This window comes from Halomonas urumqiensis (assembly GCF_003028575.1).
GTDB lineage: Bacteria > Pseudomonadota > Gammaproteobacteria > Pseudomonadales > Halomonadaceae > Halomonas > Halomonas urumqiensis.
This window is the reverse complement of the sequence record NZ_PYUD01000001.1, coordinates 141,740-155,404: the sequence shown is the minus strand read 5'-3', so window position 1 is coordinate 155,404 and position 13,665 is coordinate 141,740. Positions and strand designations below refer to the sequence as shown.

The window sequence follows — 13,665 nt, the reverse complement described above, 5'->3', positions numbered from 1 at the left end:
TCATGATCAGACCCCTTTTCGCTTTGCTCCAATGTACGCGATGCTGATGCTTACTCGCTTGACTCTCGACACATCATCGAGCCGGTGTCAGGGCGGTGAAGGTTCTGCCCCTTCAGTGACTTCGATGTCGACTCGCCTGTTGGGCTGGAGGCATTCCGTCAACGCCGACGTCACCCTGACACCCGAACACTCGACGACTGGCTCAGCATCGCCTTTACCCTCTGATGTGATGGTGGATGCCTCTACCCCCTGAGCGACCAGATAGGCAGACACGACTTGTGCACGCGACCGGGACAACCCCAGGTTGTAGTCATCATCGCCCAGGCGGTCGGTGTGGCCCATCACGGAGATCGACGGCTGATCGAAGTCCCGATCCAGTATTTCGGCCACCCTATCCAGTGCCCTTCGCCCTTCGAGTTCCAGTTCATCGCTGTTGAAAGAAAACAGTACGTCGGAGGCAAGCGTGAGTTGCTGGACACGTTCTTCCCGCTCGTTCAGCTTCTCCACTTCGATGGGTACCAGCAAGGCGGGGCACTGAGGGGTACGCCAACGCGTTTCATCCACACGCATCTCATCGTCGAACACGACCTTGTACTGGCAAGTGATGTATTCCCGGTCATTGCCCGTATAGACATTGCCCGTATAGAAATTGAAGACATAGTCCCACTCCCGCACCCCAAAGAACCCTTCGCTGAAATGCGGACTGTCGAGCAGTTGCCGAACCTGGTCCTTGTTCTGCCCTCTTGACACTCGCATGACAGCATCGGGGTCGACGAACTTCCCTTCCCCATGCCAGTTGCCTTCGATATCCGGAAACCCATCGTCAGGTGCCCCTTCGCCCACCAAGGAAGATGACGATCCCGCACAGCCTGACAAGGCGACAGCAAGCGCCATGAGGGCCGCAATCGTAGGGGCCTGCCAGCCCCTTGCATCACGCATGTTCATCACTCGGATTCTCCTTACCAGTGCCATCCGGCACCCACCCCGGCACCGAAATTGCTCTGACTATCGCCCGTGGCATTCAGCTTGATCACCCAACGGCCATTGTCCGAAAGACGCGAGACACCCACGGACACCGCGGATTCCCCGCTGTAGGTGCCGGCACCCACCGACACCATGCTCTTGCCGGGCATGAACGCCTGAGGCACCGAAGCCGCGGCAATGGCACTCGCCGCACCGGCATTGGCATTACGTTCGACGCGATCGATTCGGCCATTAACACCATCGAGTTCGCTCGCGAAACGCTGGCCCAACTCTTGAAGCTGGCCCACATTGGCGGCATCGGTGGCATCGACACCCGGCGCGACATTACGCATACGAGTCGGCGTGCCTTCCCGGCCAAGCGTGACCGAGCTGTAATCGACACTGCCATCCTCGTTGCGGTCATAGTTCACCGCCCCGGCCTGCACCGACTCCAACTGCCGCACATTGACCGCATCGGTGGCTTCGGTGCCCCCCGCGACGTTGGTGATCTGGCGTTCGTTGCCCTGGCTGCCCACGGAAACCGCACCCTGGCTCGAGGCGACTTCAACATCGGAGAAGCGTTCGCGCTGGCCATTCATGCCTTCACGGTCGGCGACGGAATCGGCACCCAAGGCGACACCGCCTTCCACCTCGGCCCGCGCCCCGTCGCCTGCGGCAACACTACGATCTCCCTGAGCCACACTGCCGGAGCCCATGGCGATGCTGTCCCCGCCCTGTGCTTCGGCCGCCGGCCCATCGCTATTGGCGCTGAAATACTTCGATCCGCCTTGCTCGATATTGGTGACCTGGTCCTGTAGATCCCAAAGCTGCCCGCCGTTGACGGCGTCGACACTGTTCTCGCTGATATCGCCATCGGCCACATTGGTGATGGTGGTACCGGCATCTCCCGCCAGCGTGATGGTCTCGTAATCGACGCTTCCATCCTCATTGGTGTCGTACTTCACCGCCTGATCATTCAGCGCGTCGACATTGTCTCCCAGGTTGGCCACATCGCCCTCGACGAGGGTCACGCGGTCGCCGAGCTGGCTGACGTCACCCTCGACACCATCGATCCTGCCTTCGACGGCATTCACCGCCTGGTTGGTGGCATGCAACTGACTGCCATTTACCGCATCGGTGCTGTTCGGCGACAGCCGCCCGGCCGCCACATGGGTGATGGTTCGCTCGGCACCGGTGCTACCGACACTGACCGTGGCCACCGGCTGCGTGCCCGCGAATTGATAGGTTCGCCCGGCGATGGTGACAGACTGCGTACCCACCGCGGCACTGGTCTGGGCACCAGCACCCAGCGCCACGCTACCCTGATGCGATGCCACCGCGCGATACCCCATGGCGAGGCTCTCATCCGCCGAGGCAAGCGCCTCATAGCCTACCGCCGTGGCACGCGGCGCTTGTGCGAAAGCATCGCTCTCGTCAATCCCGCTCTCATTGGTACGGACATAGCGGATACCGGTCCCGTTAGTCTCGGTGAAGGTCTCGCTGGTATCGCCACTGACCAGGGTGAAAGCATCACCCAACTCCTCGAGCACCAGGTTGGTGGTATACAACTGCGAGCCATTGATGCCATCGGTGCTGTCGGCCTCGATGCGGCCCGCCGCCATATTGGTCACGGTCCTTTCCAGCCCATCGTCGCCGATACTCAGCGTCGCGAACGGGTTCTGGCCGGCGAAGCTGTAGGTTACCCCCTGAAGCGTTACACCGCTGGTCGCCTGTGCCGCCTGAGTGACACTGTTGCCCCCCAGGGCGATACTTCCCGCCTGACCAGCCGTTGCGCCAGCGCCCAATGCCAGGGCCTGCTCCCCCGTGGCGGAAGCCTGGGTGCCCATCGCGACCGCATCGGCGAGGGTAACAGTGGCCTGTTGCCCGAGCGCCATGCCGCCAGGGGCGGTTGCTTCCACCAGCGCCTGATTGCCCATGCCGATCCCGTTGTCGCCATTGACGATAGTCAACGGACCCACGGCGATCGACTCCTGCCCCACCGCCAGGGAGTCCCCTGCAGTGGAATTGGCATGGAAGTAACGCGTATCCGTCACCGAAGCCGAACCGATGGCGCCCTGTAACTGGCGAATGGTGACCGCATCCTGAGACTGCGTACCGTCGGCGACGTTGGTCACTTGGCGATAGGCGGAGTCATGCCCCACCGATATCGCGCCCATCAGATCTCGATCGGTGGTATTGAAGGTAATTGCCGCCGACCCCGCCGGCAGCGTACCCGAAGTCGGCGCCGTGGCACGGCTGGCCACAGAGTCACTGCCCAACGCCACACTGCCGAGAATCATCGACTCCGAGTCGCGGCCCAGCGCCACAGCATCCTCGCTCATGGCACGGGCGCCAATGCCGGTGGCCATCGAGAACAGCCCAGTGGCACCATCGTTCTCGAAGTTGTCCCTCGCGGTATTGCCATCGTTGACGCTGTAGTAGCGCGTGCGGTTCTCATTGAAGTAAGTCAGGTTGACCGCATCACCCCCATTCACCGGGCCCGCGACATTGCTGATCACCTGGTTGCCGGCATCGATGCCACCACTATTGGTGATGCTGGGACCGCCAACGATCGTCAGGCCGTCATTGTTCAGCGTGCTGTTGCCGGTGGTGACGCTGTCGACGTTGAGGTCGGGGGCCAGGGTAATGTCGATCTGGCCGTCATCGTCCACCCCGCTCTGCGCCACATCAATATTGGCATCACCGCTGAAGGTGACGTTGCCACCGGGGCCGATGTTGGCCGCGTTGGTGCCGTCGGTGACGTTCCAGCCGGCGTTGGCGGCGGTGTTCACCGAGTCAATCGCGTCGTGCACCGTGTCTTGGCCGGTGTTGCCGATGTCGCTGGTGGTGATGGTGCCGTCGGCATTGACGATCGAATTGCCGCCGATGACGGTGTTGATCGAATCGACCGACCCGAACAGCTGGCTGCCGTTGATGGCGTCGGTGCTGGTGCCGCTGACGTCGCCCGCGCCGACACTGCTGATCACTTGATCATTGGCATCGATGCCGCCGCTGGCGGTGATGCTCGGGCCACCGGTGATGGTCAGGCCGTCGTTGGTCAGGTTGGTGACGTTGCCCGCGCCGTCGTCAATGGCCAGGCCATTGGTGTCCAGCACGCTGTTGCCGGTGGTGACGCTGTCGACGTTGAGGTCGGGGGCCAGGGTAATGTCGATCTGGCCATCATCGTCCACCCCGCTCTGCGCCACATCGATGTTGGCATCACCGCTGAAGGTGACGTTGCCATCGGGGCCGATGTTGGCCGCAGTGGTGCCGTCGGTGACGTTCCAGCCGGCGTTGGCGGCGGTGTTCACCGAGTCAATCGCGTCGTGCACCGTGTCTTGGCCGGTGTTGCCGATGTCGCTGGTGGTGATGGTGCCGTCGGCATTGACGACCGAATTGCCGCCGATGACGGTGTTGATCGAATCGACCGAGCCGAACAGCTGGCTGCCGTTGATGGCGTCGGTGCTGGTGCCGCTGACTTCACCCGCACCGACACTGCTGATCACTTGATCATTGGCATCGATGCCGCCGCTGGCGGTGATGCTCGGGCCACCGGCAATGGTCAGGCCGTCGTTGGTCAGGTTGGTGACGTTGCCGGCGCCATCGTCGATAGCCAGGCCATTGGTGTCCAGCACGCTGTTGCCGGTGGTGACGCTGTCGACGTTGAGGTCGGGGGCCAGGGTAATGTCGATCTGACCGGCATCGTCCACCCCGCTCTGCGCCACATCAATATTGGCATCACCGCTGAAGGTGACGTTGCCACCGGGGCCGATGTTGGCCGCAGTGGTGCCGTCGGTGACGTTCCAGCCGGCGTTGGCGGCGGTGTTCACCGAGTCAATCGCGTCGTGCACCGTGTCTTGGCCGGTGTTGCCGATGTCGCTGGTGGTGATGGTGCCGTCGGCATTGACGACCGAATTGCCGCCGATGACGGTGTTGATCGAATCGACCGACCCGAACAGCTGGCTGCCGTTGATGGCGTCGGTGCTGGTGCCGCTGACCTCACCCGCACCGACACTGCTGATCACTTGATCATTGGCATCGATGCCGCCGCTGGCGGTGATGCTCGGGCCACCGGCGATGGTCAGGCCGTCGTTGGTCACATCGGTGGTAGTGGCGCCATCGGTCACGCTGATACCGCCGGCGGTGGTGCTGGTGGTATCGGTGCCGTCGGTGACCTCGCTGCCGGTGGCCGCGTAGCTGGCGACATTGCCCGCGCCGTCGTCAATGGCCAGGCCATTGGTGTCCAGCACGCTGTTGCCGGTGGTGACGCTGTCGACGTTGAGGTCGGGGGCCAGGGTAATGTCGATCTGACCGGCATCGTCCACCCCGCTCTGCGCCACATCAATATTGGCATCACCGCTGAAGGTGACGTTGCCACCGGGGCCGATGTTGGCCGCGTTGGTGCCGTCGGTGACGTTCCAGCCGGCGTTGGCGGCGGTGTTCACCGAGTCAATCGCGTCGTGCACCGTGTCTTGGCCGGTGTTGCCGATGTCGCTGGTGGTGATGGTGCCGTCGGCATTGACGACCGAATTGCCGCCGATGACGGTGTTGATCGAATCGACCGACCCGAACAGCTGGCTGCCGTTGATGGCGTCGGTGCTGGTGCCGCTGACCTCACCCGCACCAACACTGCTGATCACTTGATCATTGGCATCGATGCCGCCGCTGGCGGTGATGCTCGGGCCACCGGTGATGGTCAGGCCGTCGTTGGTCAGGTTGGTGACGTTGCCCGAGCCGTCGTCAATGGCCAGGCCATTGGTGTCCAGCACGCTGTTGCCGGTGGTGACGCTGTCGACGTTGAGGTCGGGGGCCAGGGTAATGTCGATCTGGCCGTCATCGTCCACCCCGCTCTGCGCCACATCAATATTGGCATCACCGCTGAAGGTGACGTTGCCACCAGGGCCGATGTTGGCCGCGTTGGTGCCGTCGGTGACGTTCCAGCCGGCGTTGGCGGCGGTGTTCACCGAGTCAATCGCGTCGTGCACCGTGTCTTGGCCGGTGTTGCCGATGTCGCTGGTGGTGATGGTGCCGTCGGCATTGACGACCGAATTGCCGCCGATGACGGTGTTGATCGAATCGACCGACCCGAACAGCTGGCTGCCGTTGATGGCGTCGGTGCTGGTGCCGCTAACCTCACCCGCACCGACACTGCTGATCACTTGATCGTTGGCATCGATGCCGCCGCTGGCGGTGATGCTCGGGCCACCGGCGATGGTCAGGCCGTCGTTGGTCAGGTTGGTGACGTTGCCGGCGCCATCGTCGATAGCCAGGCCGGCGTTGTTCAGCACGCTGTTGCCGGTGGTGACGCTGTCCACCGCCAGGTCGTCGGCCAGATCGAAGGTGACGTCCTCCTGTGCCCCGTCGGCGGCGTTCTTGGCGATCACCAGGTTGCCATCGGTGTTGCTCAAATCGACCGTATCGCCCGGCGCGACGTTGGTGCCGTTCACGCCCTCGGCAGTCAGGTTCCAGCCGGTGTTGGCGATGGTTTCCACCGCGTCGAGCTGGCTGACGTTGACCGCGTCGTTGTCAGCCACACCGTCGGATACATTGCTGATCACCTGACTGCCCGCATCGATGCCGCCAGTGGTGACGCTCGGGCCGCCAGAGATGGTCAGGCCGTCACTTGTCACATCAGTGGTGGTGATGCCATCGGTCACGCTGATTCCATCGGCACTGGCCACACTGGTGTTGCCGGCACCATCATCATAGGTGGTGTCAGCGGCCGTGGTGGTCGTGGTGTTGGTGCCGTCGGTGACCTCGCTGCCAGTGGCGGCGTAGCTGGCCACATTGCCAGTACCGTCGTCGACTTCCGTGCCTGTGGCCGTCACGTTGGTGACATTGCCCACGCCGTCATCAATGGCGAGGCCGTCGTTATCCAGCGTGCTGTTGCCGGTGGTCACGCTGCCGGCAGCGCCCAGGTCGACATTCTCGGCGAGCTGGATCTCCAGAGTGTCGGTGCCATCGCCCACCACGCCGATGTTTCCGCTGGTCAGGGTGCCGGTGGCGCCACCATTGATGTTCAATGTCTCGCCGAGTTGGCGCTCCACATCGGTGCCGCTGTCACCGGCGAAGGTCAGCGGCGTATCTCCCAGCGCTTGCAGTTGCGCCACATTGACGGCATCGGTTTCGGCGGCACCCGCGGCCACGCCGGTAATCTGGCGAGTCAGGTCATTGGCGGCATCGCCCACACTGATGGCACTCGCGGTGCTCAACCAGGTACTGCCGATATCTGTGCTTGGGGCGCCGCTCAATGGATCATAACCGGCAACCCCGCTGTCGGTGTCGGCAAGCGTACCGCTGCCGATCGCCACGCCGCCATCGACGGTGACATTGGCGTCGTTACCCAGAATGAACGCATCGGCGGCGGCAATGGGTGTGATGGCATCACCATTACTGTTGCCGATAATCCGGCTACCCGTGGCGGTCGCGCCCAGCACGTTGTCGTTGCCGAAGGTACCCGCTTCATCAGCATCGATAGTGTTGTCGTTGCCCAGGGCGTAGGAGCCGCTACCGTTGATGATATTGGGGTCACCGACGGCACCACTACCCGTACCACTCACCTGATTACCCAAGCCGATGCTGATCGACTGGTCACCAGAAGCGGTTGCCCCCGTACCGATGGCAATGGCATCGACACCGCCTGCGGTAGATTCTCCTCCCACGGCAATGCTGTTGACACCCTCGGCCAGCGCCCCCCTGACGGTATTGCCACCAATGGCGGTGGCGCCATCAGCCGTCGCCTGGGCCCCTTGAAAGGACCCCTGCACTCCCCCTCCGCCAAGCGCGGTGGCACTGGCGCCGTCGGCAATCGCGAAATTACCGAAGGCCGAAGCGCCAACACCCAACGCGTCCGAAGAATTACCCACAGCCGCCGAATTGCGACCTGTCGCTTCGGAAAAATTACCCACTGCCATGGAAAAATCCGCTGAGGCTGTTGCGCCGGACCCCGTCGCCATAGAACGAATTCCTGCGGCGTAAGACTCGGCACCAATGGCCAAGGATCGTTGTCCTTCGGCGTGATTCATGGTGCCGATGGCGGTCGAGAACTCGCCTTCCGCCAGCGAGGCGGTACCGACCACCGTTGAGCCAACCGCGTAGGCCACGGAAGAGGTGCCCACCACGGTGCTGCCCAGCTCTCGCGCCTGGCTTTTCAAGAAACCAGAGGGCGTGCCAGTGCCCGTCAACGGATCGATGGAGTCATCATTTTGTTGATAGAGCCAACCCTTGTCCGCGATAAAGTCGACAAAGGTAGAGTCGGCACCATCCAGGTCATCGCCGCCGATCGCGACAGCGGCATAGCCAATGGCACTGGTATCATTGCCAATGGCAATGCCCTGGGATGCTGTGACTCGCGCCCGGGAACCGATAGCGGCAGCCTGCTGGCCTGATGCCAGGGTCTGGTCACCCAGCGCGATTGCTCCTCGAGTGCCCAAGCCACTTGCTGCAGTTGCCTCGAAACCAAGCGCCACATCGAACACACCCGATGACGTGGCGGTTTGGCCTATGGCGATTGTATTGTTTGCCTGAGCCTGAGCCCCGCGGCTTGCCCCACCACCGATGGCAATGGCATCCGTGCCATTGGCACGGGTTTGGGTGGCGGCGTCATAGTCACCCGACTCATTACGCCCCCCGATGGCGATGGCACGGGCACCCTGGGCATTGGAATTGACGCCGATCGCCATGCTGGCCGCGCCCTGGGCGTAAGACACGCGCCCCAACGCCAATGAGTACTGCCCTTCGGCCGCGCTTTGCCGCCCCACCGCAAATGCGCTTCCGCCCGAGGAGATAGAATGGGCGCCGATCGCCACCCCCGAATTGACCGCATAAGCATTGGTGCCAAGGGCGACAGCCCCCCAAGTACCTGTAGATTCAGCTGTGGAGCCTGCACCAATGGCAATCAAGCCATGGGAGTTGCCACTATTTGAGATGGTTCCGGCACCGTCGCCTATGGCGATGGCGCAATCGACATCGGTGTCGTCGTAGAAAGCCGCGACACCCGGATTGCCATAAAATGACCAAGTCCCGCCTGGGCAAACATTAGCGCTACCGCCACCCGCAGAATAGGATTGCGCCTCGGCATTCATCGGCGCCATGGCCCACGCCATGGCCAACACCAGAGTAGAAGGCATCAACCGCAGACTCGACCCCACAGGGGAAGACTCAAGCCCGACAAGACCCACGCAGCCTGACTGCCCGGCCGATTTCCGAGAAGCCCGCGCGGCCTCGGACGCCACCACCAGTCGCCGCAGAGTACGATTCCACACCAGACGAAAAACTCTATTCACAGCCTTGCACTCCTCGATGGGCAGCTGGCACCGCGGCGCACCAGCAGCTCAGACAACCCGATAAAATAACAGCAGGGAACGATCGAAGAATGGTCAACGGTTATCTCCCTGCAAGATAACCCGCCATAGAGGGGAATACGCAGATCCGCGAGCAACGGATGCACTGCTTGGCATATTATTTTGTAAGCAAGCTCATATTTATTTGTAGGAAATTTCTTACAAAGCTTGTAGTATTTATATAGGAAGAAGATTCGCATACGCTCGTTTTATGCCGTTTTTACATGGGCATCATTTCGCATGCAATGAAATGTGACAATTGTTCATATTTACGCTAACTCGTTAGCAGGGTCGCTCATTTAATATCAATAAAAACAATAAATTGACTTTCCCATCGCCGTACAATGACACACTTTTTCATAGTCAATATTCATTTCAGCTGCTAGGGCCTTCCTTGAGGCGGCAGCCCCATCACTCGCTTTAACCCCCATGGGCGAACGGGCATAATACTGGCCCTCACTGAATGGCAAGACTCGTCAGGTGTCGTCAGCACATGCGCCGCAGGCCGTTCATGCAAGTTTACTATGTACCCAGGACGTCAGAGCCGAGATGCAGTAAGGTCGCAATGCTCATGTGGTCGCTCTGCATGAGTTCCCTGCTTTGGGCCTAGGCTTTCTAGGCCTTTTTTTAGTTTTCAACAGGCATTTCACTTTCAGCACAACCCAGCAGCCTGCCTGACAATGAACAAGAACCGATACCCATATCGTCACGCTGATCCACTCACACAGCCACGCCGCAACGCCCATGTCCGGTGATCGGGATCGAACTCCAAGAATCGAATAAGGCGTGGGAACCAAGCGGAAGCCAAACACTCTCAAGATGGCGGGTCAGCATCTTGGATTTCACTGAGCCCGGGAAAATGCTATGAATACCCCTGTGCCAAAAGTGGTTAAGCTTTCCGTGCCAAGCGACATAGTCAAGCCCCCAGACGATCATGGAGAGCTTAGGGAATGACACAGAGGGCCAAGTGATGCGCATTGCCGTAGTGGATGATGACAAGATTGCACTGGAGCATATTGCTCGGACGCTCGAGGCCAATAGCCTGGACATGGAAAGGCGGCCTGACATCCAGTCGTTCGGCACCGCCAAGGATTTCACGCGAGCCGCGGTGCGTGACACCTTCGACCTGGTGGTGCTCGACTGGCAGCTACCGGATGGTGATGGCATCACCTTGCTGGGATGGATGAAGAGCTTCTTCGAGATGCCACCGGCAGTGATCATGCTTACCAACCGACAGGCCGAGGCGGATGTCGTGGAGGCGTTGAGCGCCGGCGCCGAGGACTTCATCAGCAAGCCCTATCGTCCCAAGGAACTTCAGGCGCGGGTCATGGCGGTGCTGCGCAGAAAAAACGCCCATACGTCCCTGGGTAACAAGGCAGGCGGAGTGATTCAGCACGGCAACATCCAGATTGACCTCGGTCGGGAAGCCATCTTCGTGAATAGCGCCGAGATCAAGCTGACGCGCCAGGAATATCGGCTTGCCTATCAGCTGTTCAGTCAGCTGGGCTGCCCCTTGTCGCGCTCCTACCTTTACGAATACGTATGGGGCCGAGCCGATCATCCCAATTCCAGGACCTTGGATGTGCATATCTACCGGGTCAGGAAGAAGCTGGGCCTCACTGCGGAATACGGCTGGAACCTGGTGTCTGTATATGGGTACGGTTACCGCCTGCAGGCGCAGGGCGATGAGGAAGCCGAGTCAGTGGCTGGCTGAGCGATGCGTGCCACGCATGCGCACCTTCACCCTTGATGGCCCCCCCAGTCTATGTCGACTGGGGAGCTCGCGCCTGGACATGGATCAATCCGCACCGATGCCGATACGACGCCCGACCTCTTCGTAGGCCTCGATGACGCCACCGAGCCCCTGACGGAAACGATCCTTATCGAATTTTTCCCGGGTATCGGCATCCCACAACCGGCAGCCGTCAGGCGAAAACTCGTCACCCAGCACGATCTCGCCATTGAACAGGCCAAACTCCAGCTTGTAATCAACCAGCAGCAACCCACCCTCGGCAAACAGCTGCTTGAGCACGGCATTGACCTTGAAGGTCAGGGATTTCATTTCAGCCAACTGCGCCGGCGTCGCCCAACCGAAAGTATCGGCCAGCGACTCGTTGATCATGGGGTCGTGCAGCGCGTCGTTCTTGAGAAACAACTCGAAGGTGGGCGGCGTCAACTCACGCCCCTCCTCCACTCCCAAGCGCTTGACCAGCCCGCCGGCGGCGACATTGCGCACCACGCACTCGACCGGAATCATCTCGAGCTTCTTGACCAGGCTTTCGGTGTCGGAAAGCCTGCGCTCGAAATGCGTGGGAATGCCCGCCAGTTGGAGTTTCTCCATGATGAAGGCATTGAAGCGGTTATTGACCATACCCTTGCGTTCAAGTGACTCCATGCGTTCACCATCGAAGGCGCTGGTGTCATCACGAAAATTCAGGATCAACAAGTCCGGATCATCGGTGGCAAAGACCGACTTGGCCTTGCCGGCGTAGAGTTCTTGACGCTTTTCCACGGAAGCCTCCCAGGGCTGAATGGCAATGCTTGAGTTGAATCGAGAGGGGTGTGTCACCGCTTCACGCGATGGTTTGCCACGCCACGCCTTCATCCTGCAAGGCGACGATCAGCCGAGAATCATCTCCATCAAGGAGTGGCGTGAGAATTTCCAGCACCCGCTCTGGATGATTGTTGTGCTCCGATAGATGTGAACACACGATAGTCTGCAAGCGCTCGATATCCAGACATGGCAGAAGGCTTGCCGCCTGTGCATTCGACAAATGTCCCCAGTTTCCGCCTACACGGCGTTTCAGACGAGCCGGGTACGGGCCTTCGGCCAACATGCGCACATCGTGATTGCACTCCAGCACCAGGGCATCGCAGCCTCGAAATGCCTGGGCGACGTGCTCGGTGGGATGCCCCAGATCGGTCAACACTCCCAGGCTGCGGCCGGCCCCCCGAAAACGAAACTGCACCGGCTCTCGCGCGTCATGCGGCACGGTCACGGGATCAACCACCACACCCTTGATGGCAAAGCGCGCCTGCGGCGTGATCCAGTGGCGAATCGGCAGCTCACCCATCCGACCCGATGCCCAGGCACCAGGCGTCAAGTAGACCGGCAGCGCATGGCGACGGGCCAGGGGGCCTACCCCACGGATGTGATCACCATGCTCGTGAGTCACCAGGATGGCATCCAGTTGCCTGGGGTGTAGCCCCATCGCCGCCAGCCGCCGTTCGGTGTCGCGCAGACCAAAACCACAATCCACCAGTAGATGGGTCTCGCCATCGCTGACCAGTGTCGCATTGCCCTTGCTGCCACTGCCCAGCGAAGCGAAGCGCATCACGCCGGCGGGAGGTGCTGCCACCCGCCGGGTCATCAGCGCAGCAGGCCAGACACCCGCTCGAGCAGCTCACGCTGGTCTTCGGCGGTGAAGGCCCGCTCGCTGGCGTTTTCGGCCCGCAGCACGGTTTCTTGCGCACCACTGGATTCCAGCACCAGCCGGACCTGTTGAGACATTTGCCTCACATCGGCACTGAATACGACCTGCAGCGGGTTACGGTTACGCTCGCTGAGTGTCATGTAGCTGATCAGGAAGTCATGGGCCGCGGGGTCGCTTTCGAGCAACTCACGCCGCTCTTCCACGGTGAAGTCGCGTTCGAGCTGGTAGCTGAGCTCGGCCCAGGTCCGGTCGATGTCCAGCGGCACCACGACCTGCCAACTATCGCCTTGCTGTTCGAATCTCAGGCGCTCCTCACCGGCCATTCGCTGAGCCGCCAACGAGGTTGCCGAACTGGCGGAGGCGCTACGCGACTCGAAGTATTGCTCGAGCGCTCCGAGACATTGCGCAACGGCTGCGCCGCCCTGTTCACATCGCACTTCGCTGTCACCCGCACGAAGTCCCTGACTGACACTCAAGCGCGCCTGACGGGTTTCGATCACGCCGCGCGAGGAGTCGCTTGCCACGACACCAAGATTCCGGGTGCGGGCGAAGTTCTCCAGCTGCGGCCAGACGCTGCCGGGATCTTCGGCGACCACCAGCCAGCTGTCACTGCCGATGTCACGACGCTCGACGTAACTGCGCTCCAACGCCCGACCAGCGGCGAGGGGTTGCGGACTAGGCGCGCTGAAACGGCCATCCGCCGGTGTGAATTCGCCCGCGGCCTCGGGCACCGGCATGGCATTGCGGTAGCGCTGGGCATTGCGAGTGTCGGGCAACACCAGCGGGGTGCTGTCACTGGCATCGGCGTAATCGACATTGCGATCATGATAATACCCATCGGGACGGGCACAGCCGGTTGCGGCCAGGGCGACGACTGCCACCAACGGCATCCATTTCAGCGCGGTATTCATGCGTCCACCTTGCAT

6 protein-coding genes and 1 pseudogene are annotated in these 13,665 nt (G+C 61.3%); 1 reads left to right on the top strand and 6 read right to left on the bottom strand.

The features are described 5' to 3' along the window. Nucleotides 1–87: 87 nt before the first annotated feature. From C6V82_RS00670 to C6V82_RS18400, 3 genes and pseudogenes are all read right to left on the bottom strand, one after another. Nucleotides 88–945, bottom strand: coding sequence for an OmpA family protein (locus tag C6V82_RS00670; RefSeq protein WP_180978291.1), 858 nt, complete (start codon nucleotides 943–945; stop codon nucleotides 88–90). Nucleotides 946–959: 14 nt separating this feature from the next. Next, a complete protein-coding gene (locus C6V82_RS00665; protein ID WP_146157036.1) occupies nucleotides 960–9,092 on the bottom strand; it encodes a YadA-like family protein in 8,133 nt (2,710 codons plus the stop codon). 66 nt (nucleotides 9,093–9,158) lie between these two features. Continuing rightward, nucleotides 9,159–9,248 (bottom strand): annotated as a pseudogene (locus C6V82_RS18400) (ESPR-type extended signal peptide-containing protein); the annotation flags it as partial. Between the two features lie 1,027 nt (nucleotides 9,249–10,275). Between C6V82_RS18400 and C6V82_RS00660 the strand changes: the two are divergent. After that, entirely contained in the window at nucleotides 10,276–11,019 is a 744-nt protein-coding gene (locus C6V82_RS00660) for a response regulator transcription factor (RefSeq protein WP_180978209.1), read from the top strand. Nucleotides 11,020–11,103: 84 nt separating this feature from the next. Here the strand turns inward: C6V82_RS00660 and purC are convergent, their stop codons facing one another. The 3 genes from purC to C6V82_RS00645 all read right to left on the bottom strand — a co-directional run bounded on the left by purC (nucleotide 11,104) and on the right by C6V82_RS00645 (nucleotide 13,665). Further along, the gene (gene purC / locus C6V82_RS00655; RefSeq protein ID WP_102586951.1) at nucleotides 11,104–11,817 is read right to left on the bottom strand and encodes a phosphoribosylaminoimidazolesuccinocarboxamide synthase; all 714 of its coding nucleotides are present in this window, start codon (nucleotides 11,815–11,817) and stop codon (nucleotides 11,104–11,106) included. A 61-nt stretch (nucleotides 11,818–11,878) separates the two neighbouring features. Next, nucleotides 11,879–12,640, bottom strand: coding sequence for an MBL fold metallo-hydrolase (locus tag C6V82_RS00650; protein ID WP_102586952.1), 762 nt, complete (start codon nucleotides 12,638–12,640; stop codon nucleotides 11,879–11,881). A 35-nt stretch (nucleotides 12,641–12,675) separates the two neighbouring features. Continuing rightward, nucleotides 12,676–13,665 carry a lipoprotein, NlpB gene (locus tag C6V82_RS00645; RefSeq protein ID WP_229843084.1) on the bottom strand — a complete coding sequence of 330 codons (990 nt, stop codon included), beginning with the start codon at nucleotides 13,663–13,665 and terminating at the stop codon, nucleotides 12,676–12,678.

Bases quoted from the DNA above. Each gene is read 5' to 3' on its own strand.
- C6V82_RS00670 (WP_180978291.1), bottom strand. From the start codon at position 945: ATGAACATGCGTGATGCAAGGGGCTGGCAGGCCCCTACGATTGCGGCC.
- C6V82_RS00665 (WP_146157036.1), bottom strand. From the start codon at position 9,092: ATGCCTTCTACTCTGGTGTTGGCCATGGCGTGGGCCATGGCGCCGATG.
- C6V82_RS00660 (WP_180978209.1), top strand. From the start codon at position 10,276: ATGCGCATTGCCGTAGTGGATGATGACAAGATTGCACTGGAGCATATT.
- C6V82_RS00650 (WP_102586952.1), bottom strand. From the start codon at position 12,640: ATGCGCTTCGCTTCGCTGGGCAGTGGCAGCAAGGGCAATGCGACACTG.
- C6V82_RS00645 (WP_229843084.1), bottom strand. From the start codon at position 13,665: ATGCAAGGTGGACGCATGAATACCGCGCTGAAATGGATGCCGTTGGTG.